Origin of the sequence: Roseateles flavus, from assembly GCF_039872765.1 — a bacterium.
Classification (GTDB): Bacteria; Pseudomonadota; Gammaproteobacteria; order Burkholderiales; family Burkholderiaceae_C; genus Roseateles_B; species Roseateles_B flavus.
In genome coordinates this window covers 165,130-187,511 of record NZ_JBDPZC010000009.1, presented here as the reverse complement: position 1 = coordinate 187,511, position 22,382 = coordinate 165,130, and the positions used below count along the sequence as shown (strand labels likewise).

Here is a 22,382-nt window from a genome sequence, read left to right as displayed (position 1 = left end):
CCAGGGGCCCCTCGTGGGGGCCCGTTCAATATTCAATGACGCGAACGACGGACGAGGCTGCCCACGTCCAGGATCAGAGCCACCCGACCGTCGCCCATGATGGTGGCGCCGGAGACGTCGGTGACCTTGCGATAGTTGGCTTCGAGGTTCTTCACCACCACCTGCTGCTGGCCCAGCAGCTCGTCGACCAGCAGGGCGACGCGGCCGCCCTCCGCCTCGACGACGACCATGATGGAGCTGACGTGCTCGAAGTCGAAGCGCGGCACATTGAAGACTTGCTCCAGCTCAACCACGGGCATGAATTCGTCCCGCACCTCGACGACGCGACCGGAGCCGCCCACCGTCTTGATGGTGTCCGCCTGAACCTGGAAGGACTCGACCACGGAGGACAGGGGCAGGATGTAGACCTCTTCGCCCACGCCCACGCTCATGCCGTCCATGATGGCCAGGGTCAGCGGCAGGCGCACCGAGACCTTCATGCCGTAGCCTTCGGCGGAGTCGATCTCGACGGTGCCGCCCAGCTGTGTGATGTTCTTCTTGACCACGTCCATGCCCACGCCGCGGCCGGAGACGTCCGTCACCTGCTCGGCAGTAGAGAAGCCCGGCGCGAAGATCAGGCCCCAGACTTCCTGGTCGGTGAGGGAGTCGGGCGCGTCGATGCCCTTCTCGCGGGCCTTCTTGATCAGCTTCTCGCGGTTCAGGCCGCGGCCATCGTCACGGACCTCGATCACGATGGAACCGCCCTGGTGGGAGGCCACCAGGGTGATGGTGCCGTGCTCGGGCTTGCCCTTGGCCAGGCGTTCGGCCGGCAGCTCGATGCCGTGGTCGCAGCTGTTGCGCACCAGGTGCGTCAGCGGGTCGGTGATCTTCTCGACCAGGCCCTTGTCCAGCTCGGTGGCCTCGCCCTGGGTGACCAGCTCGACGCGCTTGCCCAGCTTGGCGGCCAGGTCGCGCAGCATGCGGGGGAAGCGGTTGAAGACCACCGACATGGGAATCATGCGGATGGACATCACCGACTCTTGCAGGTCGCGGGTGTTGCGTTCCAGATCGGCCAGGCCGGAGGACAGCTGCTGGTACAGGCCCGGGTCCACATTGCGCGAGTTCTGCGCCAGCATGGCCTGGGTGATCACCAGCTCGCCGACCAGATTGATCAGCTGGTCCACCTTCTCGACCGAGACCCGCAGCGTGGACTGGTCCATGCCGCCGCCACCGGCGCGCGGCTCGACCTTGGCAGCAGGGCGGGCCGCCGCCACGGGCTTGGGGGCCTCGGCCACGGTCTTGACCTCGGTGCCCGTGCTCGCGGCAACGGGCACACCGGGGGCGTCGTCGAAGAAGCCGTAGCCCGGGTCTTCGTCCTTCTTGACCTCAGGGGGCGCGCCGGGCGCGCCCTCGTGGAAGCCGTAGCCTTCGCCCAGGGGCGAGAGCTGCACCTGCTCACGGGCGACGTGGAAGGTGAAGAGGTCCAGCAGGTCGTTGTCGGTGCTGGTTGTCAGGACCTTGAAGCGGCGGATGCCGTCGGCCGCAATGCCACCGTCCAGGGGTTCGATGGTGCCCAGGTCGGTGATCTCCTTGAAGAGCTCGACCAGGTTGTCGGCCTGTGCGGGGTTGTTCAGCGGGCCGACCTTCAGCTCCAGCTGGCGCGCCACCGGGCCTGCCGGCTTGGCCGGGGCAGGTGCGGCGGCCATGGGCGCAGCGGCCGGTGCGGCCGGTGCAGCCTTGGGGGCCGGGGAGCCGTCCAGCGTGCCGCCGTCGACCAGGGTCTTGATGCTCAGCAGCAGCTCGCTGGTGTCCACGGGAGCGGCGCCGGAGCCCTGATGGCGGCCCAGCTGCTCGCGCAGGGCGTCACCGGACTGCAGCAGCACGTCCACCATCTGTGAGGTGGGTTGCAACTCGTGGCGGCGCAGCTTGTCCAGCAGCGTCTCCATCTGGTGGGTCAGTTCGGCGACATCGCTGAAGCCGAAGGTCGCGGCGCCACCCTTGATGGAGTGGGCGCAGCGGAAGATGGCGTTCAGTTCCTCGTCGTCAGCCGTCTCGATGTTCAGGTTCAGCAGCAGCTGTTCCATGTTGTCGAGGTTCTCGCTCGCCTCCTCAAAGAAGACTTGATAGAACTGGCTCAGGTCGATGCCCGCGCTGAGGCTGGCGCCTTCGGAGGTCATTTCTCCCATGCTTTACTCCTGGCGTTGCTCGTGCCTTAGCGGATCACCTTGCCGATCACTTCGATCAACTTCGCCGGGTCGAAGGGCTTGACCAGCCAGCCGGTGGCGCCGGCGGCACGGCCAGCCTGCTTCATCTGGTCGCTGGACTCGGTGGTCAGGATCAGGATGGGCGTGGTCTTGAACTTGGGGTTGTCGCGCAGCTTCTTGGTCAGGCTGATGCCGTCCATGCGGGGCATGTTCTGATCAGTCAGCACCAGATCGAAATCGCGCGTACTGGACTTCTCCCAGGCGTCCTGCCCGTCCACCGCCTCCACCACGTTGAATCCTGCGTTCTTCAGCGTGAAGGAGACCATCTGGCGCATCGAGGCCGAATCGTCTACAGCAAGAATTGAGTGCATCGCTTTCTCTCCGGGTAACTAGCTGATATCGACTGGATCGAGTCGATCCTTAAAACAATTCAATGGACCCCGCGTCCATCTCGTCCTGCGTCACGGGGTTGGGGCGCAGGGGCGCGATCTCGACGACGGTCGTGCCGTCCTCGTCGTCGCCAAAGGTGTCGCGGGCCAGCTGGTCCGCACAATTGCGCAGGCGCTGGCTCGTGTGGGCGATCAATTGCGTGGCCATGTCCTGGAACTGCAGGGCGGTGATGGCACCCGCGATGTCTTCCATGACGCGGTGCAGCTCGCTGCTGCCACTTTCATCAGCCTGCTCGGCCGCGCGTCGCAGCAGCCCATGCAGGATGCTGGATGCACTGAAGAAATGGGTGGAGAGCGACTCCCCGGCGTCGTCCAGCAGGCGCTGCAGGCGCTCCAGATCGTTGGTCACCGTCATCAGGTGATCCTGAAGTTCTGCCGCGGCCAGGAGGGGAAGCATTCCCGATTCCATTCCCGAGTCCGAGGCGGAGGTGTCATTCATCAGCATCTTGGCTCCACGGGTTTTGTCTCTGCAGAAGCTGCCGTTTGCATCGAGCGAGGTATCCCTCTATCGACCATTCCGAGCCATGTGTTCATGGACGCGATCTTCGGCATTTCTTGTGGCGATGTCGACAGGACTTGTTGTTCAAACTTGGGCTATTTCCATCCTTCGGCCAATAGTTCTCATATTGGCCCTAGGGTTAACCCTTTGTTTGCGCTTTTGTCACCGGGGGACTGTCGTTTTCCAGCAGGCAATGCCCCCGGCAGGGGTACCTTGCGTTGGCATACTCCCGCCCATGTCCAAGCCGAGTCCCGAGCGTCAGCTGCGAGTCCTCCATGTCGAGGATTCCGAGCTGGATCACCACCTGATCGCCGTCGAGCTGGCCCGCGCCGGGCTGCAGGTGGAGCTGTGCCGCCTGGACAGTCTGGCCGCCGTCAATGCGGCCCTGGATGAGCGGTGGGACGCCATCATCTCCGACTTCAACCTGCCTGGCTTCTCGGGCCTGCAGGTCCTGGCCCTGCTCAAGGAGCGGCACCAGCTGCTGCCCTTCATCCTCGTCTCCGGCGAGATCGGCGAAGACACCGCGGTCGCTGCCATGAAGACCGGTGCCTCGGACTACCTGCTCAAGAACAACCTCACCCGCCTGGCTCCAGCGCTGCTGCATGCCATCGAGGCCAGTGAATCCGAACGTGCGCGCATGGAGGCCGACCGGGCCCTGCGCCGCAGCAAGCAGCGCCTGCATGAGCTGGCGGGGCATCTGCAGACCAGCATCGAGATGGAGCGGGCCGCCATCGCGCGGGAGATCCACGACGACGTCGGCGGCTCCCTGACCGCGCTGAAGTTCGACCTGGCCTGGCTGGCTCGCCATGTGAGCGAGCCGGCCGTCCAGCAGCGTGTGGCCTCGGCGATCGAGACCGTGAGCCAGGCGATCGAGGCCAGCCAGCGCATCATGCACAACCTGCGCCCGGCCATCCTGGAGCAGGGCCTGGTGGCCGCGCTGCAGTGGATGGCGGCGCGCTTCGAGCGCCGCACGGGCATTCAGGTCAGCCTGCGCACGCCCCAGGAGCAGCTGCAGATGCCGGCCGGCGTGCCCCTGGTCGCCTACCGCTGTGCCCAGGAGGCGCTGACCAACGTCTCCAAGCATGCGCAGGCGAGTCGCGTGGACATCGAGCTGAGCCTGGACGCCGGCGTGCTGACGCTGGAGCTGCGTGACAATGGTCGCGGCATGGCGCCCCAGGACCTGGCCAAGACGCGCAGCTTCGGCATCCGGGGTCTGCACGAGCGGGCAGCGACCGTCGGTGGCTGGGTGGACCTCAGCAGCGGCGCCAAGGGCACCAGCCTGATCCTGACCATACCGCTGGAGCCCGATGCGATCGCGCAGGTCCAGGAGGGCGACGAAGAGGCAGAGGACGCCAGCGCGCACGACCCCTCGGTGTGGGGCAATCTATGATCAAAGTGATTCTCTGTGACGACCATGCCCTGATCCGCCGCGGGATCCGGGACACGCTGGCCGATGCGCCCGACATCGAGGTCGTCGGTGAGGCCGGGGATTACGGCGAGTTGCGCACCCTGCTGCGCGGCCTGGGGGACCCGCCCGCCTGCGATGTGCTGGTCCTGGACATCAACATGCCGGGCCGCAGCGGTCTGGACGTGCTGCATGTGCTGAAGGACGAGGGCAGCGCCCTGCGCGTGCTGATCGTCTCCATGTACCCCGAAGACCAGTACGCCATCCGCGCCCTGCGCGCCGGCGCCTTCGGCTACGTCAACAAGGGCGGCGATCCGCAGCAACTGGTGCAGGCCGTCCGCACCGTGGCCCAGGGGCGCAAATACGTCACGCCCGAGATCGCGCAGATGCTGGTCGAAAGCCTCACCGCGCCCGTCACAGAGCAGGCTCACCAGAAGCTCTCCGACCGCGAGCTCCAGACGCTTGTGATGATTGCGTCGGGAAAGCGCCTCTCCGATATTGCGGAGGAATTGACATTGAGCCCCAAGACGGTGAGCGTTTACCGCGCCCGCGTGCTGGAGAAGCTCGGGCTCAGCAACAATTCGGAACTGACCGTCTACGCCATCCGCAACGGCCTGGTCGCCAGCTGACGCAGGGGCCGCTGCCAGGCGTTTCGGCGCCTGTGCCTGTCCACCTGCATGCAAGCCAAGAACAATCCTTCCACGATGCCTGCGGGCGATGCCTTGCGCGACGCGCCAGCCTCGCCGCGCTCAGCTTCGCTGGTCGCCCGTCTGACGCGATGGAACCTGGCGGTGCTGGTGTCCACCTTGCTGCTGTGCTTCGTCCTGATCGCAACGGCCGGCTGGTTCTCGGCCCAGGAGCGCCAGGCCAGCCTGTCGCAGGCCAGCGCCCAGGTCCTGGCCAACAGCCTGGCGACCATGCTGGTGTTCGAGGACCGCGATGCGGCGCGCGCCGAGCTGCAGTCCTTCATCCGCCGGGACGACGTGCTGGAGCTGCAGGTGCTGATGACGGACGGCAAGCTCTTCGCCCAATGGGAGGCTGCCGGCCAGCGCTCGGACCTGCTGGTCAGCGAGGCCGTGAAGGTGAGCGCCGCACGCCACGAGGCCGATGCCCAGCAGCTGCGCGTCTGGATCCCCATCATGCTGCGGGGCGAGCGGGTCGGCGTGCTGTACCTCCGGGAGAGCCTGCAGGCGCTGCGCCAGCAGCTGCAGCAGGCCATCATCATGGCGGCCCTGCTGATGGCGGCGGGCATCCTGGTGGCGTCGCGCGCCCTTCGCTATGTGCAGCGCCGCGCGCTGTGGCCGCTGGTGGAGCTGTCCCGCCTGGCGGAGCAGGTCGCGGCCGATCAGAACTACAGCCGCCGGGCCCGGGTCCATCACCCGGATGAGGTCGGGCGCCTCACGGAGCGCTTCAACCAGCTGCTGCGCCGGGCCGAGGCCTGGCAGACCGAGCTGAACCGCCAGCTGCGTGAGGAGCAGGCGGCCGGTCAGCAATACCAGCGTCTGGCGCACGAGGACAGCCTGACCCGGCTGCCCAATCGCCTGTACTTCCAGTCCGCACTGCAGCGCCTGCTGGCCCACAGCCGTGAGCACCGGGAGTCGCTGTCCCTGATGTTCATCGACCTGGACAACTTCAAGCTCGTCAACGACGGCCACGGTCATGAGGCCGGCGACCAGGTGCTGGTCGAGGTGTCGCGACGCATGAGCGCGGTGCTGCGCAGCAGCGACGTGCTGTGCCGCCTGGGCGGTGACGAGTTCGCCCTCATCCTGCCTGGCCTCGGACCCGAGGGCGTGGTGACGACCCTGGCCCAGCGCCTCATTGCCGTGGTCCGTGATCCCATCCTGATCAACGGCCAGGCCGTGCAGGTGGGCGCCACGGTGGGCGTGGCCAGCTTTCCAGACGATGCCACCGACGACGCCGGCCTGCTCGGGCAGGCGGACGCCGCCATGTACGCGGCCAAACGGGCCGGCAAGAACACCTACCGCCAGGCCGGCAAGGTCAACAGCCATGACGCATGAACAAGCCCACCCCCGCACGGCTAGAGCCCTGCTGTGCTGCCTCGGCCTGCTATGGGCGCTCAGCGCCGCCGGGATGGCCCGCGCCGAGGACGGCGCTGCGACGCAGGATCCGCCGAGCCTGGAAGAACTGCTCAAGCAGGGCCTGACGGTACTGCCCAAGGCCGTGCAGGTCTCGACGGCCTCGCGCTTCTCGCAGACCGCCGAGACCTCGGCGCTGACCTATGTGCTGACCGAGCAGGACATCCGCAACCTGGGCCTGCGCAGCCTGCGCGAGGTGCTGGATGCCCTGCCGGGCCTCTACATCACCAGCAATTCGAACTTCAGCTTCGTCGGCGCCCGCGGCCTGGGTCGGCCGGGCGATTTCAACTCCCGCGTGCTGCTGATGATCGACGGCGTGCGGGTCAACGAGAACACCACGGATGCCGCCCTCATCGGTCCCGAGTTCTACCTCGATGTCCAGTGGATCGAACGCGTGGAGTTCACGCCCGGGCCCGGCTCTGCCGTCTATGGGAACAACGCCTTCCTGGGCGTGATCAACGTGATTCCCAAGCGGGCGGACAAGCTCCTGGGCTGGCGCGTCGGCCTGAGGGTGGACAGCAGCGACCGCCGGGAAGCGCAGATGAGCTGGGCGGCGCGGGGCAGCGAAGGTCAGGAGGCCATGCTGGGCCTCTCGCTCGTGGAGCAGGCGCGCCTGCCCCTGGCCTATGACGTGCAGCCGGAGCTGTTCGACGCCATCCAGTCCCTGAACTCCGAGCGCGTGCAGCGCCTGTTCGGCAGCTACAGCCACCGGGGCCTGTCGGTGCGCGGCGGGCACACCGAGCGCACGCTGGGCAGCGCCGTCTGGCTGGACGGGCGCAAGCCCGAGCGGGGCCTGGCCAAGCGCGAGTCCTACTACCGCAACAGCATGCTCGCGCTCAGCCAGGAAATCGCCCTGGGCCCGAGCGTCGACCTTTCGCTGGACATCTCCGGCAAGCGGACCCGTGTCGAGGGCCGCCAGCCTTACCTCGACGAGGAAGGGCGCCGGCGCGTGTGGCGCACGGTGAATGATGGTCGCTGGGTCAATGCCAGCGTGCGCCTGGGGCTGTCGCAATGGGCAGGGCACCGCCTCATGTTCGGCTGGGACACGCAGCAGGACCAAGTCCAGCAGATCTTCCTCGGCCCGTGGGGTGAAGAGCCCTGGCTGACTTTCCTCGCCGGCGGGCGCGGCAACGGTCTCTTCGTCCAGGACGACTGGACGCTGGGCCAGGGCCATCACCTGTCCCTGGGCCTGCGCCGCGACCGCGACGACCGCGTGGAGGGCGCGCAGCTCAACCCCCGCCTGGCCTGGACCTGGCAGATCGACGCCGATCGCCGCCTGCGCCTGGTGCATGGCAGTGCCTACCGCGTGGCCAACCTGATGGAGTTCGCGCAGAACTACTTCGTCGAGGCGCCGCAATGGCTGCCCTCCGAGGAACGGGTCCGCTCGCAGGAGCTGGTCTACGAGCACGCCTTCTCGCGCAGCACGCAGCTGCGAGTGTCGGTGTTCCGTTCCACCTTCAAGGGGCTGATCAGCCTCAACCAGGGCCTGGCCTATGTGAACGATGGGCCGATGAAATCCGTGGGCATCGATGCCGGCCTGGAGCACCGCTGGGCCGATGGCGGCCGCCTGCAGGCCGCACTGACGGCGCAGCGGCTGCGCGACGCGGCTGACCTGGTCCCCGACAACTCCCCGCGCTACCTGCTCAAGCTGCAATACCAGCGGCCGCTGGACGGGCGATGGACGCTGGGCTGGCAGACACTGGCCATGGGCGCGCGCCACGTGGGCGAGGAACGACTGGGCCCCAGCCTCGTGAACCACGTGCACCTGAGTGCGCGTTGGGACCAGGGCTGGACCCTGGGGCTGGGCCTGCGCAACATCGGCCAGAAGCGCTATGGCGACATCGCCGAGCCGGGCAGCGGCCTGGTCCGGGCGCCTGGACGGACCCTGTTCGTGCAGCTGTCCTCTGCATGGGGATCGTGATGCGACGCTGGCTTCGCATGGCGCTGGCTGCGCCCGCCTTCTCCTTTTCTGCGCTGGCGGGAGCCGCGCAGGCCTCGGACGAGGCGGCGCTCAAGGCCGCCTTCGTCTACCGCTTCGCCCAGTTCACGCAGTGGCCGCCGCCGCCGCTGAAGGACTTCACCTACTGCCTGGCGGGGTCCTCCGACATGGGCGAGGCACTGCGCGGCCTGGCTGCGCGCCAGCATGAGGTCAGCCAGGTGCGTGTCGTGACGCTGACCCAGGTGGGGCAGGCGTCGGGCTGCCAGCTGCTGGTGCTGAGCCTGCTGGACCGCCAGGAGATGCTGCGCTGGCAGCAGGCGCTGGCGGACGCCCCGGTGCTGATCGTCGCGGACTCCCCGGAAGCCCTGCGCAGCGGCGCCGTCATCGCGCTGGCCCAGGAGCCCAACGGCCTGACCTTCCGCATCAACAACACCGAGGCCAAGCGCCGTGGCCTGACGCTCAGCTCGCAGGTGCTGAAGCTGGCGCGCGAGGTGCGCTGAGGCGCGGTCGAATCCGGGAGGGTCAGGTCTTGCCCGGCTTTCAGGTGAAGGCTGCGAGCATCCGGTCCAGCACCAGCTGGAAGGGCCCCTGCATCAGCGGCAGCGTGGCGACCATGCCGATGAGGCCGATGCTCACGGTCAGCGGGAAGCCCACCGAGAAGACGCCGATCTGTGGCGCCACGCGCGAGATCACGCCCAGCACCAGGTTGACGAACATGAGCATGGTGATCAGCGGCAGGGCGATCCAGAAGCCCATGCGGAAGATCTCCGCCCCCCAGATGTGAGGCTGGGCCACCCGCAGGAACTCGAAAGGTGACTGCCCCACGGGGAAGGCCTGGAAGCTCTGCACCAGGGCCTGGATCAGCAGCAGGTGGCCGTTCACCGCGATGAACAGAAAGGCCACCATGGAGCCGAAGAAGCGCGAGGTGGAGGTGCCCTGGCTGCCGGTCGAAGGGTCGAAGAAGCCCGCGAAGTTCAGGCCCATCTGCAGGCCGATGACTTCCCCCGCGAACTCCAGCGCCGAGAACACGAGGCGCACGGCAAAGCCCATGGAAAGGCCGATCAGCAGCTGCTGCGCCAGCAGGAGCAGCAGCAGGGGCAGGGAGTCCAGGGGCGTGGCCGGCATGGCCGGCAGCGAGGGCTGGGCCGCCACCGAGATCAGCAGGGCCAGGCCGATGCGCAGGCGCATGGGCATGGCGCGCTGGCTGAACACCGGCATGCCGGCGAACAGGGCCAGGGTCCGGAAGAAGGGCCACAGCAGCGGCGTGAGCCACTCCAGCAGCTGCGCTTCGGTGAAGCTGATCATGAGCGTCGCGTCTTGCGTTCAGCCCACGACCTGGGGGATGGTCTGCAGGGTGCGCTGGATGTACTCGACCAGCGTGGTCATCATCCAGGGCCCGGTGATGGCCAGCACCAGCACGGCCGCGACGACCTTGGGCACGAAGCTCAGCGTGGCCTCGTTGATCTGCGTGGCAGCCTGGAACACGCTCACCAGCACGCCCACCGCCAGCACGGTCAGGAGCACCGGTGCGGCCACCAGCATCAGCATGTAGAGGCCTTGCTGGCCGAAGGTGAAGACTTGTTGGGCGTCCATCTCATTGCTCCTTGCTGGCGTTGAATGCTGCCAGTGTGGACTTGGCTTCCCGCCGAAGGGCCGGGCCGAGTGCCTGGTGCGGCCCGCAAGGCCGGCGAAGCCGGTAGGGGGTGGGCGGCTTCATGTGGCAAAGGAGGCGGCGAGCGAACCCAGCAGCAGGTTCCATCCGTCCGCCAGCACGAAGAGCATCAGCTTGAAGGGCAGGGACACCAGCACCGGTGACAGCATCATCATGCCCAGGCTCATCAACACGCTGCTGACGATCATGTCGATGACCAGGAAAGGGATGAAGATCAGGAAGGCGATCTGGAAGGCCGACTTCAGCTCGCTGGTCACGAAGGCCGGCACCAGCACCCGGAAGGGCACGGCCTCGGGCTTGACGTCTCCTTCGAGCTTGGCCAGGCGGCTGAACAGGGCGACGTCGGCCTGGCGCGTCTGCTTGAGCATGAAGCCGCGCATGGGCACCTCGGCCCGCTTGAGAGCCTCATCGAAGCCGATCTGGCCGGCGGAGTAGGGCTGCCAGGCGTCGCTGTAGACCTTGTCCAGCGTTGGGCTCATCACGAAGAAGGTGAGGAACAGCGAGAGCCCGATGATGACCTGGTTGGGCGGCGCCGCCTGGGTGCCCAGGGCCTGGCGCATCAGCGAGAGCACGATGACGATGCGCGTGAAGCCCGTCATCATCAGCAGCACCGCCGGCAGGAAGCCCAGGGCGGTGAAGAAGAGCAGGGTCTGGATGGGCACCGAGTAGCTGCCGCCCGAGCCCTGGCCGATCAGCAGGGGCAAGGTGGCCGGCGGCGGATTGCCCTGCTGGGCAATGGCGCCTCCCGCGGCCAGCAGCAGCGCCAGCACGGTCCCGGCGCGCAGGAAGGTGTCACTGCGCATGGCCGTCTCCGTTGCCGCGCGCCAGACGCTGGCGCAACTGGGCCGCGAAGCCGCCGGCCTCAGGCGCAGCCGGCAGGGTGGCCTGCGGGGCCATCACATGCAGGGTCTGGATCTGCTGCGCGGTGACGCCCAGCACCAGCCAGCGCCGGTCCTCGCCTTCGCCGACCTCCACGGTCAGCAGCTTCTGGCTGGGCGACAGCGGCAGGATGGAGACCAGGCGCATCTGCGCATTGGCAAGACCTGGCCCCAGCGGGCTGCGTTTGAGCAGCCACAGCGCCAGCGGGATCAGCGCGAGGATGGCCAGGAACCACAGGACCGGCAGCACTTGAGAATTCATGTGCCGATTCTGGGCAGGACTTGAGGGTCGGAGTCTCTGGAAAAGCGCCGGAAAAGCCCCGCGACAGGGGGCGAAGCGGCGCAGCCTGGTGTGTCTGCAGGGCTGCGCAGGCGAGCGGGTTCAGCCGCCCTTGGAGAGACGGCGCATGCGCTCGGAGGGTGTGACGATGTCGGTCAGGCGGATGCCGAACTTGTCATTCACCACCACCACCTCGCCCTGGGCGATCAGGTAGCCGTTGACCAGCACGTCCATGGGTTCGCCGGCCAGGGCGTCCAGTTCCACCACCGAGCCCTGCGCCAGCTGCAGGATGTTCTTGATGGGAATGCGGGTGCGGCCCAGCTCCACCGTCAGCTGCACGGGGATGTCCAGGATCATGTTGATGTCCTGGCCCGGCATATTGCCCGGGGTGGGCGTGAAATTGGCGAAGCTGGCGGGCGCGACCTGCTCGGTGGGGGCTTGCACCTCCTCCGCGACTTCGGTGCCCTTGGCTTCTGCGAGTGCGGCCGCCCATTCGGCCGCCATTGCGTCTTGTTCGTCCATGGCAGTGCCTTCAGCCTGTGTTGCGGGTGCCCAGCCAGCCCTGGTCATGGCCGGTCAGCATCTGGTCCACCTTGAGGGCGTACTTGCCATTGGAGGTCCCGTAGTGGGCCTCGAAGACAGGCACGCCGTCGATCTTGGTCTTGATCACCGGTTCCAGGTCCAGCTCGATGAAGTCGCCGGGCTTGAAGGCCAGCAGCTGCTCCACCGTGGCCGGCGCCTGGGCCAGCTCGGCCACCAGCTCCACCTCTGCCGATTGCAGCTGGTGCTTGAGCAGGTTGACCCAGCGGCGGTCGGGTTCGGTGGAGTCGCCCTGCGTGCTGGAGTACAGCACGTCGCGGATGGGCTCCAGCGTCGAATAGGGAATGCAGAAATAGACGGTGCCGCTGGTCTCGCCGATCTCCAGCGTGAAGGAGGTCGAGACCACGATCTCGCTGGGCGTCGCGATGTTGGCGAACTGCGGCTGCATCTCCGAGCGCTGGTATTCCAGCTCCAGCGGATAGATGCCCTTCCAGGCTTTGTGGTACTCGGCGGTGATCACCTCCACCAGGCGGAAGATCACGCGCTGCTCGGTGGGGGAGAAGTCCCGGCCCTCGATGCGCGCATGGAACTTGCCGATGCCGCCAAAGAGGGAGTCGATCACCGCGAACACGAGCGTGGGGTCGCAGACGATCAGCCCCGAACCTCGCAGCGGCTTCACCGAGACGATGTTGAAGTTCGTGGGCACCACGATCTCGCGCAGGAAGGCGCTGTACTTCTGCACCTTGATGCCGCCGATGGCCACTTCCGGGCTCTTGCGGATGAAGTTGAACAGGCCGATGCGGATGTTGCGGGCGAAACGCTCGTTGATGATTTCCATCGTGGGCATGCGCCCACGCACGATGCGTTCCTGGCTGGCCAGGTTGTAGTCGCGGATGCCGCCCTGCTGGACCTCCTCGGCCTCGAGCTTCTGGCTCTCGCCAGTGATGCCCTGCAGGAGTGCATCGACTTCGTCTTGGGAGAGGATCTGCTGGTTCATGGCGGACTCACTGCGCGTGCGGCATCACTGCACGATGAAGGTGGAGAACAGCACCTGGGTCACAGGGCTCTCGACGGCCTTCTTCTTTTTCTTCTTCTTCTTGCTCGTCGCGGCGGCATCCTCGTCTTCCTCGTCGTCGAGCTCGATGCCCATGGGGCGCACCGACTCGCGCAGGATCTCGCGGGCCAGCTTCTCCTTGCCCTCGCGGGTCAGCAGCTCGGCCGAGGTCTTGTGCGACAGCACCATCAGCACATTGCTGCGGATGGCGGGCATATAGGCCTTGAGCTGGTCCGCGGTCTTGGGGTCGCCGACCTCCAGCGTCACGCCGATTTGCGCGAAGCGGTCCACTTCCTTGTCGGCCAGATTGACCGTGAAGGGGTCCAGCGGCACAAAGGTGGGCGGCGTGCCCGGCTTGGGCTTGGCATGGCCCGTCTCGGCCGCGGCGGGCGCCTCGGCGCCGTCCTCGTCCTCGGCGTGCTGCTTCTTCTTCATCAGCATCAGGGCCGCACCACCGCCGATGATGACCAGCAGCAGCACCGCGGCAATGATGATGATCAGCTTTTTCTTGCCACCGCCGCCACCCCCTGCGGCAGCGGCCTCGGCACCGGCTGGTGTGGCCATGAAGACTCCTTGGATCTGTGGGCCCGGCCGCTGTAGCGCGCCATGGGGCCATCAGGATCAATTATTCGGACGAATGGCGGCTTGGCATATGGCAATAAGCGGGGGAAAAGCGTGCAAAAGACCGGAGAGGCCCCGCCAGGACCCCTCCGACCTGCGATGCGGGACTCAGGCGAAGAGGTCCAGGACGCCGCGGCTGCGGCGTGGCGCGGTCGCGCTGCGCTGCTGCGCCGAGCTCATGTCATCGCCTGCCGTGCTGTCCAGGGAGGAGGCGGCCCAGCGTCCAGCCGCCGCGCCACCGTCGCGGTCCGCCTGGCCGGACTGGCCCGACTGCGCCTGCTGCTGCTGGCTGAACACGCCGCCACCGCTGAGCGTGAGGCCCTGCTCACGCAGCGCACCGGCCAGCTCGGGCAGGCTCTTCTCCAGCACGGCCCGGGTGTCGGCCTGCTCGGCCACGAAGCTGATCTGCGCCTGCTGGCCATCCAGCACGATCTGCACTTGCACGGGACCCATCTCGGAGGGATTCAGGTGCAGCTGGGCCTGTTGCACGCCTTCGGTGGCGGCCAGGCTCAGGCGCGCGGCCATCTCGGGCGCAAAGCCCGGTGCATGCAGCGGTGACTGCAGCTCGTAGCGGGCGCCGGCCGGGACAGCGCCCGTGCCACGCTCATGCACGCCACCGGCCTGCGCCTGCTGCAGCAAGCCGGCAAAGCCGGCGGGCAGCGCGGCCGGCTCGTGTGCAGGGCCTGCTCCGGCCTTGCCGCCTTGTGCCGTGGCCTCCAGGGCCAGCGCGGCCTCATCCGCACCGGCGGCCTGCGCTGGCGGCGACCCTGCGCCGGCCAGTGCCTGCGCCTGGGCTTGCGCCGCAGCGCCCGGCAGGCCTGCAGGGAGCTCGATGTTCCGGGCATCCCGCGTGGTCGTGCCGCGAGTGCCGTCCGCCAGCCCCTCCGGGCCAGCATCGCCCAGGCCTTCGGGCCTGGACCGGGCCTGCCTGCCCAGGGCGTCGGTCGATGCCAGGGCGGCATCGCCAGCGGCGGGCAGGGCCTTCTGGGCATCCTGGCCAGGAAGCTGGGCTTGGGGCACCGCCGCCGTCAGGCTGCCGTCCTCCGCCGCATCCTGCGTCTCAGTGGTGGCGTCCTCGGCGGTGGCGTCGACTTCGGCATCGCTGGGACCATCGTCCTTGCGCAGATGCCGCAGCACCTGGGCCAGCACCGGGTCCTGCGCGTCTGCCTCGGCTGCGGCCTGGGCGGCCTGGCCCTGCCTGTCCTTGCCCTGGGCCATGCGCCGGCTGTCGGCCCGGGCGGCGTCCTGGCGCCGCGCCAGATCGGCGGCGGTGTTGCGTGAGGATTCGGCCTCCGGCCTGGGCGAGGCCGGGGCATGGGAAGGGGCAGGGGCCGACGCACGGGGCGAAGGAGCGGCCACCGGTTCGCTGCCTGACAGGGGGGCGGCCGGCGCCTTGCCTGCGGAGGCGGGCTGACGCGGGCTACTCGCGACCGGTGCCGCCGACAGCACGCCGCCCTTGGCCTGCAGCAGCTGTGCAAAGGCTGCCGAGGCCTCGCCGTCCTGGCCGCCACGGGCTGAGCCCAGCTGGCTCAGCAGGTCTGCGGCGGCTGACCGCGAGGTGCCGGCCGTGGGCGTCAACATCATCTTGTTCATGGGAGATCCTTTCGGGCCGGCGCCAGGGGCAGCCGGCGGCGCGGGGTCAATGGCCGAGACGCAGGGCAGGGCCGAAGCCGGTGTGGCGCAGCGTGCGGGCTGCCTGCTCGTCGGTGGCCTTCTGCTCCTGGCGATCCTGGCTGCGGCGCACCTCCAGGCGGCGCCGCTCCAGCAGCTTGCGCACCGAGGCCACGCGCAGCTCGCGTTCGCGCAGTTGTTCACGGATCAGGTCCAGGCGCTGCTCGGCCTGGTTGCTCAGCAGGTCCTGCTGGCTGATGGCCTGGTCCAGGCGGCCGCCGAAACTCTGGTAGCAGCTGAGGATGTCCACCGTGGTGCTGCGGGCGAAGCTCTGGGTCCAGCGTGTCTGGTACTCCGTGCGGTATTGCGCGAGCTGCTCGTGCTGCTGGCGCATGGCACCGGCCCGCGCCTCGGCGTCACGCAGCAGGCGCAGGGCCTCGTCGCGTTCGGCTTCGGCACGTTCCAGCAGCATGTCCAGGGCTTGCAGGGATTGAGCGCTCATGAAAGTTTCTCCGTCTTGGGACTATCGGCAGTTCTCAGGAAACATTGACCAGTTTTTCGAGCTGGTCGACGCTGCTCACCAGGCCGGCCGGCGAATGCATGTCCTGTTGCAGCAGCTGGGCCATGTCAGCATGCAGCCGCACCGCGAGGTCGAGCTCGTGGTCATGGCCTGGCACATAGGCGCCCAGCTGGAGCAGGTCGCGGGCCTTGTTGTGCTTGGCCCAGAGCTGGCGGAAGCGGCGGGCGCAGACCACATGCGCGGGCTTGGCCACATTGCTCATGACCCGTGAGATCGAGCGTTCGATGTCGATGGCCGGGTAGTGCCCGGCCTCGGCCAGCTCGCGCGAGAGCACGATGTGTCCGTCCAGGATGCCGCGGGCGGCATCGGCGATAGGGTCCTGCTGGTCGTCGCCTTCCGACAGCACGGTGTAGAAGGCCGTGATGGAGCCGCCGCCCGCCATGCCGTTGCCGCTGCGCTCCACCAGCTGGGGCAGCTTGGCGAAGCAGCTGGGCGGATAGCCCTTGGTGGCCGGCGGCTCGCCGATGGCCAGGGCGATCTCGCGCTGGGCCATGGCGTAGCGGGTCAGGGAGTCCATCAGCAGCAGCACGTGCAGGCCGCGGTCGCGGAAATGCTCGGCGATGGCGGTGGCGTAGGTCGCGCCCTGCATGCGCAGCAGCGGCGGGGCGTCGGCCGGCGCGGCAACGACCACCGAGCGGGCCAGGCCGTCCTCGCCCAGGATGTCTTCAATGAACTCCTTGACCTCGCGGCCGCGTTCGCCGATGAGGCCCACCACGATGACGTCGGCCTGCGTGTAGCGCGCCATCATGCCCAGCAGCACGGACTTGCCGACGCCGGTGCCGGCGAAGAGGCCCAGGCGCTGGCCGCGGCCCACGGTGAGCATGGCGTTGATGGAGCGCACGCCGGTGTCCAGCGGGGTGCGCACCGGATCGCGGTCCATGGCATTGATGGGGCGGCGCACCATGGGCTCGGGGTGCACGTCTTCCAGCGGGCCGCGGCGATCCAGCGGGTGGCCGTGGGAGTCCACCACTCGGCCCAGCAAGCCATTGCCCATGGGCAGGTGCAGGCCGCGGTCCTCGTCACGGCGCCAGGGATGGCGCTGCTGGCCCAGCACCGGGCCGTGCAGGGCCGCGGGGCGGGGCACGACCATGGCGCCGCTGGAGAGGCCATGGACCTCGTCGGTGGGCATCAGGTAGGCGCGGTCGCCGGAGAAGCCCACGACCTCGGCATTGACCGGCGCCTGGCCGCGGCGCGGATTGGCCGCCGAGCTGGGCATGTGGATCTGGCACACCGAGCCGACGGGCACGCGCACGCCGGTCGCCTCCAGCACCAGCCCGGCGACGCGCACCAGCTTGCCCTGCGGTTCCAGGGCCACGGGGGCCGCGGCGAAGGCCTGCAGGTCGTCGAGGTACTGGCCCCAGCGCGAGAGGCGCTCGATGCTGTCGTTCCTCATGCGGCACCGTCCTCTTCCGGCTCGCCACTGCCGCGGCGGTCTTCCCACAGCGAGTGCTGGCCCATGGCGGCCATCACCTGCTGCCAGCGGGCGGGCAGGGTGGCATCGACGCTGGAGATGTCGGAATCCACCTTGCAGCCGCCGCGGGCGATGGCCGGGTCAGGGATCAGCTGGGCCTCGCGGGCCTTGAGTTCCTCACCCGCGCCCTGCTCGACCAGGGGCAGATCCTCGGGATGGACCCGCACGCGGATGTGGCGGGCCGAGATGAGCAGGGCTTCGACGGCGTCATGCGCCACGCGGGCGATGGCCTCGGGCTGCTGTTCCAGCTCGGTGCGCACCACCTGGCGGGCCAGCTCGACGGCGCAGCGCGTCAGGGTCTCGGCCATGCGGACTTCCATCTCCTCGAAGTCGGCATTGAAGTTGCGCACCAGCTCGCCGATCTGGGCGCTCATCTGCTGGGCGAAGCTCTTCTTGAAGGCGTCCAGGGCCTCCATGCCGTCGCGGTAGCCGTCCTGGTAGCCGCCCTGGCGCGCAGCGGCGAGCAGCTCCTCGACATTGGGCGCCGCCGGTTCGGCCGGGGCTTCGGCGACGGCGGGCTCGGGGGCGGCCGTCGTGTAGGTCGGCTTGGTCTCCGGCACGCCGTGGAAGGCGTCCGGATTCCAGCTGGAGAAGCCCTGCAGCTCCTCGCGCGGGATGAAACGGCTGTAGTGGCTGGTGCGCGTCGGGCTGCCCTCGGGGCGCACCGGCGGGGGGACTTGGCGAGGCGGGCGAGGCGGCATGGTGAACATTCAGGGCATTCGGTGAGGGCGGTGTCCGCAGGCTCAGAGGAACTGGTCGTCCCCGCCGGTGGCGAGCACGATCTGGCCTTCGTCCACCAGGCGGCGAACGATCTTGAGGATCTCCTTCTGCTCGCTCTCGACCTCCGAGAGACGCACGGGGCCGCGGGAATCCAGGTCCTCGCGCAGCGTCTCGGCCGCACGGGTGGACATGTTGCGGAAGATCTTCTCGCGCAGCTCGGGGCCGGCGCCCTTGAGCGCGACCACCAGGGACTCGCTCTGCACTTCCTTGAGGGTGGCCTGGATGCCCTTGTCGTCGATCTTCTCGAGATCGTCGAAGGTGAACATGTTGTCCATGATCTTCTGCGCCAGGTCGCTGTCGGCCTCGCGGATGTAGTCCAGCACCGAGGCCTCGACGCTGGATCCCATCATGTTGATGATCTCGGCGGCCGTCTTCACGCCGCCCAGCGAGCTCTTGCGCATGCGGTCGCCGCCGGCCAGGATCTGGCTCATCACCTCGTTGAGGTCCTTCAGGGCCATGGGCTGGATGCCATCCAGCGTGGCGATGCGGATCAGCACCTCGTTGCGCTGGCGCTCGGTGAAGAGCTTCAGGACGGAGCTGGTCTGGTCGAAGTCCAGGTGGGCCAGGATGGCGGCGATGATCTGCGGGTGCTCGTTGCGCAGCAGCTCGGCCACCGAGCCGGCGTCCATCCACTTGAGGCTCTCGATGGAGGACACATCGCTGCCCTGCAGGATGCGGTCCAGCAGCAGGTTGGCCTTGTCCTCGCCGAGGGCGCGACGCAGCACCGTGCGCACGTATTCGTCGGTGTCGTTGACCAGCATGCTCTGGGTCTCCGCCACTGCGTCGAATTTGTCCAGCACCTTCTCGACCTGCTCGCGCTTGACCACCTTCAGCTTGGCGATGGTCTCGCCCAGCTTCTGCACTTCCTTGGGCGCGAGATGCTTGAAGACCTCGGAGGCCTCCTCCTCGCCCAGCGACATCAGCAGGATGGCCGCTTGTTCAACGCCTTCGTCATCCATGGTGATGCTTTCCTGTCAGTTCGTCCGATCGAGCAATGAGCATGGTATTCCGGGCCGAGCGCCGGGCCGCTCCCAAGCCGGCCCGCCAAGTCGATGTCAGCGGCCCAATGCCGCAGACATCGTCGCCCCCCCGGGGGACCGACCGGGCAAGCCCGCGTCCAGCGAGGCGAGCCTGGGCGAGGGGCCAGGCATTCCGGGCCGAGCGCCGGGCCGTTCCCAAGCCGGCCCGCCAAGTCGATGTCAGCGGCCCAATGCCGCAGACATCGTCGTCCCCCCGGGGGACCGACCGGGTTTGCCCCCGTTCAGGGTGGCAAGACTGGGCGAGGGGCTCACATCTCACACTGGCTCCTCGCCGTTCACCCACGCGCGAACGATGTTGGCGACGGCCGCGGGGTTCTCGCGGGCCAGCTGGCGGGCCCGTTCGAGCTTCTGGTTGTTGGCGGGGGCTTCCAGGGCGGGCAGGCCATCGGCGCCAGGCAGCAACTCGGTCTCGTCGGCCACGGCATTGAGCTGGCCGCCGGCCTCCTCGGCCTTCTCTTCCGCGGGCGGCGGGAAGGCCGCGCGGATGGCCGGCTTGACCATGCCGAAGACGGCGATCAGGGCCACCAGCACCAGGGCTGCGGGCACGGCGGCGGCGCGCACCACGTCCAGCACCCAAGGCTGCTTCCACAGGGGCAGCTCGGTGCTGTCGATCTTCTCGACCACGAAGGGCGCCGAGACCACGCGCACGGAGTCGCCGCGGTCCTGGCTGAAGCCCATGGTCTCCTTGACGAGCGCGGTCAGCTTGTCGAGCTCGTCCTGGGACACGGGCACTGTCGTGACCTTGCCCTTGGGGTCGGTGATGCTGCGATGGTTGACGACCACCGCGGCATTGAGCCGGCGCACCACGCCGGTGGCGTTGCGGGTCACGCGGACGGTCTTGTCCAGCTCGTAGTTGGTGACAGCCTCGCGGCGGCTGCTCTGCTGGCCGCTGCCCGCGCCACCCGCCGTCTGCAGCGGGGCCGAGGCGCCATTGATGGGGGCCGTGGCAGGCACCGGCGGCTGGTTGGTGGCGGCGCCCGGCACGCCCGAGGGCTGGGCGGGCGTGGCGTTGGTCGATTCCTGGGTCTGCTGGCTGCGGATGGCGCTGCTGGCATTGGCACCCTGATTGGGCTTGTATTCCTCGGCGGTGGACTCGACCTGGGAGAAGTCGACATCGGCGGTGACGGTGGCGCGCAGGTTCTCGCGGCCCACCACCGGCTCCAGCAGCTCATAGATGCGCTTGTGGAGGTTGGCCTCGACCTGCTGCTTGTACTGCAGCTGCTGGCTGTCCAGGCCGGAGCCGTTGTCACCCGGGTTGGAGAGCAGGGCGCCGGTGCTGTCCAGCACGCTGACGGCCTTGGGATTGAGTTCGGGCACCGAGGCCGAGACCAAATGCACGATGCCGGCGACCTGGGCGCGATCCAGGGTGCGGCCGCCGCGCAGGGTCAGCATCACCGAGGCGCTGGGCTTCTGCTGCTCGCGGAAGAAGCCGTTCTGCTGGGGCATGGCCAGGTGCACGCGGGCATCGGCCACGTCTGCCATGGCGGTGATGGTGCGGGTCAGCTCACCCTCCAGGGCGCGCTGGAAGTTCAGGCGCTCGTTGAACTGGGTCTGGCCGATGGACTGCTTGTCCATGAGCTCGAAGCCCACCACCGAGCCCTTGGGCAGGCCGGCCGAGGCCAGCTTCATGCGCACGTCATAGACCTGGTTGGCTGGCACGAGGATGGTGCCGCCGGGCTCGTTCCTGTAGGGCACCTGCATCTGCGCCAGCTGGGCGATGACGGCACCGCCGTCCTTGTCCGAGAGGCCGGTGAAGACGGGGCGGAAGTCGCCCTGCGAGGACCATAGGCTCATGGCCAGCACCACGCCCACGAGCGCGGCGAGCCCCAGGCCCAGGCCGAGCTTGCTGCGGGCGGGCAGGGCCACCAATCGCCCGGCCAGGCCCGGCTGGCCTGCGGGCTGGACCGGGACGGGCTCCAGGGTGACGGCGGTAGGGGCGGTGAGGGCGTTGTCCATGGCGGGTGGCTGCTGAGCAAGGGTGCAGGGTTCCCGCACCAATGACCAGGATTTTTTTGTCATTTCCCCCTCAAGAAAGGCGAAATGAGGCCGACAAAGCGCGCTCAGTTCACGCCTTTGTCCTTTGGCCTGCCCCGTAGCATTTGCCTACCTGAAGAGCGGGACCGTGTCCTGCCGCCGCGCCCCGCCGGGCCGGATGGCACCGTCAGCTCCGGGAGATGCCATGGACCTCAAGCTTCGCCCCTTTGATTTCGCAGCCGCCGTCGCCCGCGCCGGCATGAGCAGCAACGGCCAGCCGGTGACGCAGACGCGCGCCACCGGTGGCGCCAGCTTTGGCGATGCCATGGTCAAGGCCATGCAGTCGGTGAGCACCCAGCAGAACGAGGCCCAGCGCCTGCAGCGCGAGGTCCAGCTGGACAACCCGACGGTCAGCCTCGAAGAGACCATGGTGGCCATGCAGAAGGCACAGATCGGCTTCCAGGCCACGCTGCAGGTGCGCAACCGCCTGGTCTCGGCCTACTCGGAAATCATGAACATGCAGGTCTGAGGCCTGCCGCGGGCCGGCCAGAGGGGCTTCACAGCCGCATCTGGCGGCGCCGCTTCTGGGTCTGGTCGATGTAGAGCTGCAGGGCACGCGCCGTCTCTGGCGGCAGCGTCTGGAAGGCGCAGCCCAGGTGGCGGCCGCTCTGGATCTCGGCATGCTGCGTCACGTGCAGCAGCCGCAGGCCTACTTCCAGGCGGGTGTCTCGGTCCAGCTCCAGCACACAGCCGCCGAGGTCCTGGTTGGGCGGGAGCTCGGGCTGGTCGCCCGGCAGCAGCAGGCCCAGGCCGCCCATGCTCACGTCCAGCACGCGCAGGCGCAGCAGCTCACCTTGCAGGGGGTGGCGCAGCTGCAGCAGCGGATAGTTCACGCCCGTGGGCTGGACCCGGAAGGTCTGGCGGCGCTGGAAGCGGTACAGGCGCTGGGGCAGGGCGGCACGCAGCACGCTGCCGCCGCCATCGCGCACGATGACGGGCTGCTCCAGCTCGAACTCCAGCCGGATCGAGGCCAGGTAGGCCGTGGCGGTGATCTCGTCGCTCTCGAGCAGGGATTCCGCCTGGCTGCTGCTGCTGGGGAGGTCGAAGCCCATGAGCCCGGTCCGGGCGTCCAGCACGCACAGGGTGGTGTGCAGGTCGACCCCTTCCGGATTGCGCAGGTAGACCCGTGCCTGCTCGCTCATCAGCTCACGCAGGTAGGCCGCAATCTCGACGGGGGCGCTGATCCGGAAATTCTCCCGCTGCGGGTCATCGAGGGCGGTAGTGGCGGCGGTGTCGGGCAGGCTCATCGG

General features: G+C 68.2%; 23 protein-coding genes. 6 read left to right on the top strand and 17 right to left on the bottom strand.

Annotation, left to right across the window (positions count from 1 at the left end):
• Positions 1–32 precede the first annotated feature (32 nt).
• From ABDJ40_RS18805 to ABDJ40_RS18795, 3 genes are read right to left on the bottom strand one after another with little or no spacing between them, the layout of a single operon-like run.
• Positions 33–2,165 carry a chemotaxis protein CheA gene (locus ABDJ40_RS18805; protein WP_347611904.1) on the bottom strand — a complete coding sequence of 711 codons (2,133 nt, stop codon included), beginning with the start codon at positions 2,163–2,165 and terminating at the stop codon, positions 33–35.
• Between the two features lie 26 nt (positions 2,166–2,191).
• Positions 2,192–2,554 carry a response regulator gene (locus tag ABDJ40_RS18800; RefSeq protein ID WP_183105291.1) on the bottom strand — a complete coding sequence of 121 codons (363 nt, stop codon included), beginning with the start codon at positions 2,552–2,554 and terminating at the stop codon, positions 2,192–2,194.
• A gap of 49 nt (positions 2,555–2,603) precedes the next feature.
• Positions 2,604–2,987 carry a hypothetical protein gene (locus ABDJ40_RS18795; RefSeq protein WP_269633766.1) on the bottom strand — a complete coding sequence of 128 codons (384 nt, stop codon included), beginning with the start codon at positions 2,985–2,987 and terminating at the stop codon, positions 2,604–2,606.
• Between the two features lie 379 nt (positions 2,988–3,366).
• Here ABDJ40_RS18795 and ABDJ40_RS18790 point away from each other — a divergent pair, with 379 nt between their 5' ends.
• Genes ABDJ40_RS18790 through ABDJ40_RS18770 form a run of 5 tightly spaced genes read left to right on the top strand, consistent with a single transcriptional unit; the run spans position 3,367 to position 9,071 of the window.
• Positions 3,367–4,521: a hybrid sensor histidine kinase/response regulator gene (locus ABDJ40_RS18790; protein WP_347611902.1), complete on the top strand. Its 1,155-nt coding sequence runs from the start codon at positions 3,367–3,369 to the stop codon at positions 4,519–4,521.
• The gene (locus tag ABDJ40_RS18785; RefSeq protein ID WP_269633768.1) at positions 4,518–5,165 is read left to right on the top strand and encodes a response regulator; all 648 of its coding nucleotides are present in this window, start codon (positions 4,518–4,520) and stop codon (positions 5,163–5,165) included. Before ABDJ40_RS18790 ends, ABDJ40_RS18785 begins: the two co-directional genes overlap by 4 nt.
• Positions 5,166–5,213: 48 nt before the next feature.
• Positions 5,214–6,554: a diguanylate cyclase domain-containing protein gene (locus ABDJ40_RS18780; protein ID WP_347611900.1), complete on the top strand. Its 1,341-nt coding sequence runs from the start codon at positions 5,214–5,216 to the stop codon at positions 6,552–6,554.
• Positions 6,544–8,553: a TonB-dependent receptor plug domain-containing protein gene (locus ABDJ40_RS18775; protein ID WP_347611899.1), complete on the top strand. Its 2,010-nt coding sequence runs from the start codon at positions 6,544–6,546 to the stop codon at positions 8,551–8,553. Before ABDJ40_RS18780 ends, ABDJ40_RS18775 begins: the two co-directional genes overlap by 11 nt.
• Positions 8,553–9,071, top strand: coding sequence for a YfiR family protein (locus ABDJ40_RS18770; RefSeq protein ID WP_347611897.1), 519 nt, complete (start codon positions 8,553–8,555; stop codon positions 9,069–9,071). Before ABDJ40_RS18775 ends, ABDJ40_RS18770 begins: the two co-directional genes overlap by 1 nt.
• Before the next feature lie 40 nt (positions 9,072–9,111).
• Here the strand turns inward: ABDJ40_RS18770 and fliR are convergent, their stop codons facing one another.
• The 13 genes from fliR to fliF all read right to left on the bottom strand — a co-directional run bounded on the left by fliR (position 9,112) and on the right by fliF (position 21,054).
• Positions 9,112–9,876, bottom strand: a complete 765-nt coding sequence (gene fliR, locus ABDJ40_RS18765; protein ID WP_347611896.1) for a flagellar biosynthetic protein FliR — start codon at positions 9,874–9,876, stop codon at positions 9,112–9,114.
• Positions 9,877–9,894: 18 nt separating this feature from the next.
• The gene (gene fliQ / locus ABDJ40_RS18760; protein ID WP_183105284.1) at positions 9,895–10,164 is read right to left on the bottom strand and encodes a flagellar biosynthesis protein FliQ; all 270 of its coding nucleotides are present in this window, start codon (positions 10,162–10,164) and stop codon (positions 9,895–9,897) included.
• A 120-nt stretch (positions 10,165–10,284) separates the two neighbouring features.
• Positions 10,285–11,046, bottom strand: a complete 762-nt coding sequence (gene fliP / locus ABDJ40_RS18755) for a flagellar type III secretion system pore protein FliP (protein WP_347611895.1) — start codon at positions 11,044–11,046, stop codon at positions 10,285–10,287.
• Positions 11,036–11,383 carry a FliO/MopB family protein gene (locus ABDJ40_RS18750; RefSeq protein ID WP_347611893.1) on the bottom strand — a complete coding sequence of 116 codons (348 nt, stop codon included), beginning with the start codon at positions 11,381–11,383 and terminating at the stop codon, positions 11,036–11,038. Before ABDJ40_RS18750 ends, fliP begins: the two co-directional genes overlap by 11 nt.
• A gap of 120 nt (positions 11,384–11,503) precedes the next feature.
• The gene (fliN, locus tag ABDJ40_RS18745; protein ID WP_347611891.1) at positions 11,504–11,923 is read right to left on the bottom strand and encodes a flagellar motor switch protein FliN; all 420 of its coding nucleotides are present in this window, start codon (positions 11,921–11,923) and stop codon (positions 11,504–11,506) included.
• A 10-nt stretch (positions 11,924–11,933) separates the two neighbouring features.
• A complete protein-coding gene (gene fliM, locus ABDJ40_RS18740) occupies positions 11,934–12,938 on the bottom strand; it encodes a flagellar motor switch protein FliM (RefSeq protein ID WP_347611889.1) in 1,005 nt (334 codons plus the stop codon).
• Between the two features lie 24 nt (positions 12,939–12,962).
• The gene (locus ABDJ40_RS18735; protein WP_347611887.1) at positions 12,963–13,559 is read right to left on the bottom strand and encodes a flagellar basal body-associated FliL family protein; all 597 of its coding nucleotides are present in this window, start codon (positions 13,557–13,559) and stop codon (positions 12,963–12,965) included.
• A 165-nt stretch (positions 13,560–13,724) separates the two neighbouring features.
• On the bottom strand, positions 13,725–15,209 hold the full coding sequence (locus tag ABDJ40_RS18730; RefSeq protein WP_347611885.1) for a flagellar hook-length control protein FliK: 1,485 nt from the start codon (positions 15,207–15,209) through the stop codon (positions 13,725–13,727).
• A gap of 46 nt (positions 15,210–15,255) precedes the next feature.
• Positions 15,256–15,729: a flagellar export protein FliJ gene (fliJ, locus tag ABDJ40_RS18725; RefSeq protein WP_347611884.1), complete on the bottom strand. Its 474-nt coding sequence runs from the start codon at positions 15,727–15,729 to the stop codon at positions 15,256–15,258.
• 34 nt (positions 15,730–15,763) lie between these two features.
• Complete coding sequence (fliI, locus tag ABDJ40_RS18720; protein WP_347611883.1) at positions 15,764–17,200, bottom strand: flagellar protein export ATPase FliI; 1,437 nt, start codon at positions 17,198–17,200, stop codon at positions 15,764–15,766.
• On the bottom strand, positions 17,197–17,979 hold the full coding sequence (locus ABDJ40_RS18715; RefSeq protein WP_347611882.1) for a FliH/SctL family protein: 783 nt from the start codon (positions 17,977–17,979) through the stop codon (positions 17,197–17,199). The genes fliI and ABDJ40_RS18715 overlap by 4 nt, the downstream gene beginning before the upstream one ends.
• A gap of 42 nt (positions 17,980–18,021) precedes the next feature.
• Positions 18,022–19,017 carry a flagellar motor switch protein FliG gene (gene fliG, locus ABDJ40_RS18710; RefSeq protein WP_269633782.1) on the bottom strand — a complete coding sequence of 332 codons (996 nt, stop codon included), beginning with the start codon at positions 19,015–19,017 and terminating at the stop codon, positions 18,022–18,024.
• A 336-nt stretch (positions 19,018–19,353) separates the two neighbouring features.
• Positions 19,354–21,054, bottom strand: a complete 1,701-nt coding sequence (gene fliF, locus ABDJ40_RS18705) for a flagellar basal-body MS-ring/collar protein FliF (RefSeq protein ID WP_347611881.1) — start codon at positions 21,052–21,054, stop codon at positions 19,354–19,356.
• Between the two features lie 223 nt (positions 21,055–21,277).
• Here fliF and fliE point away from each other — a divergent pair, with 223 nt between their 5' ends.
• Entirely contained in the window at positions 21,278–21,601 is a 324-nt protein-coding gene (gene fliE / locus ABDJ40_RS18700) for a flagellar hook-basal body complex protein FliE (protein WP_347611879.1), read from the top strand.
• A 28-nt stretch (positions 21,602–21,629) separates the two neighbouring features.
• On the opposite strand, the gene ABDJ40_RS18695 is transcribed toward fliE, so the two are convergent.
• Complete coding sequence (locus ABDJ40_RS18695; protein ID WP_347611877.1) at positions 21,630–22,379, bottom strand: flagellar brake protein; 750 nt, start codon at positions 22,377–22,379, stop codon at positions 21,630–21,632.
• Positions 22,380–22,382: the final 3 nt, after the last annotated feature.

What these genes read in the sequence shown, in the direction of transcription:
- fliG (WP_269633782.1), bottom strand. Translation starts at nt 19,017, where the DNA reads ATGGATGACGAAGGCGTTGAACAAGCGGCCATCCTGCTGATGTCGCTG.
- fliM (WP_347611889.1), bottom strand. Translation starts at nt 12,938, where the DNA reads ATGAACCAGCAGATCCTCTCCCAAGACGAAGTCGATGCACTCCTGCAG.
- ABDJ40_RS18795 (WP_269633766.1), bottom strand. Translation starts at nt 2,987, where the DNA reads ATGACGGTGACCAACGATCTGGAGCGCCTGCAGCGCCTGCTGGACGAC.
- ABDJ40_RS18735 (WP_347611887.1), bottom strand. Translation starts at nt 13,559, where the DNA reads ATGGCCACACCAGCCGGTGCCGAGGCCGCTGCCGCAGGGGGTGGCGGC.
- fliN (WP_347611891.1), bottom strand. Translation starts at nt 11,923, where the DNA reads ATGGACGAACAAGACGCAATGGCGGCCGAATGGGCGGCCGCACTCGCA.
- fliP (WP_347611895.1), bottom strand. Translation starts at nt 11,046, where the DNA reads ATGCGCAGTGACACCTTCCTGCGCGCCGGGACCGTGCTGGCGCTGCTG.
- ABDJ40_RS18770 (WP_347611897.1), top strand. Translation starts at nt 8,553, where the DNA reads ATGCGACGCTGGCTTCGCATGGCGCTGGCTGCGCCCGCCTTCTCCTTT.
- ABDJ40_RS18750 (WP_347611893.1), bottom strand. Translation starts at nt 11,383, where the DNA reads ATGAATTCTCAAGTGCTGCCGGTCCTGTGGTTCCTGGCCATCCTCGCG.
- ABDJ40_RS18800 (WP_183105291.1), bottom strand. Translation starts at nt 2,554, where the DNA reads ATGCACTCAATTCTTGCTGTAGACGATTCGGCCTCGATGCGCCAGATG.
- fliI (WP_347611883.1), bottom strand. Translation starts at nt 17,200, where the DNA reads ATGAGGAACGACAGCATCGAGCGCCTCTCGCGCTGGGGCCAGTACCTC.
- fliR (WP_347611896.1), bottom strand. Translation starts at nt 9,876, where the DNA reads ATGATCAGCTTCACCGAAGCGCAGCTGCTGGAGTGGCTCACGCCGCTG.
- fliE (WP_347611879.1), top strand. Translation starts at nt 21,278, where the DNA reads ATGGACCTCAAGCTTCGCCCCTTTGATTTCGCAGCCGCCGTCGCCCGC.
- fliQ (WP_183105284.1), bottom strand. Translation starts at nt 10,164, where the DNA reads ATGGACGCCCAACAAGTCTTCACCTTCGGCCAGCAAGGCCTCTACATG.
- ABDJ40_RS18790 (WP_347611902.1), top strand. Translation starts at nt 3,367, where the DNA reads ATGTCCAAGCCGAGTCCCGAGCGTCAGCTGCGAGTCCTCCATGTCGAG.
- fliF (WP_347611881.1), bottom strand. Translation starts at nt 21,054, where the DNA reads ATGGACAACGCCCTCACCGCCCCTACCGCCGTCACCCTGGAGCCCGTC.
- ABDJ40_RS18695 (WP_347611877.1), bottom strand. Translation starts at nt 22,379, where the DNA reads ATGAGCCTGCCCGACACCGCCGCCACTACCGCCCTCGATGACCCGCAG.
- ABDJ40_RS18730 (WP_347611885.1), bottom strand. Translation starts at nt 15,209, where the DNA reads ATGAACAAGATGATGTTGACGCCCACGGCCGGCACCTCGCGGTCAGCC.
- ABDJ40_RS18785 (WP_269633768.1), top strand. Translation starts at nt 4,518, where the DNA reads ATGATCAAAGTGATTCTCTGTGACGACCATGCCCTGATCCGCCGCGGG.
- ABDJ40_RS18715 (WP_347611882.1), bottom strand. Translation starts at nt 17,979, where the DNA reads ATGCCGCCTCGCCCGCCTCGCCAAGTCCCCCCGCCGGTGCGCCCCGAG.
- fliJ (WP_347611884.1), bottom strand. Translation starts at nt 15,729, where the DNA reads ATGAGCGCTCAATCCCTGCAAGCCCTGGACATGCTGCTGGAACGTGCC.
- ABDJ40_RS18775 (WP_347611899.1), top strand. Translation starts at nt 6,544, where the DNA reads ATGACGCATGAACAAGCCCACCCCCGCACGGCTAGAGCCCTGCTGTGC.
- ABDJ40_RS18805 (WP_347611904.1), bottom strand. Translation starts at nt 2,165, where the DNA reads ATGGGAGAAATGACCTCCGAAGGCGCCAGCCTCAGCGCGGGCATCGAC.
- ABDJ40_RS18780 (WP_347611900.1), top strand. Translation starts at nt 5,214, where the DNA reads ATGCAAGCCAAGAACAATCCTTCCACGATGCCTGCGGGCGATGCCTTG.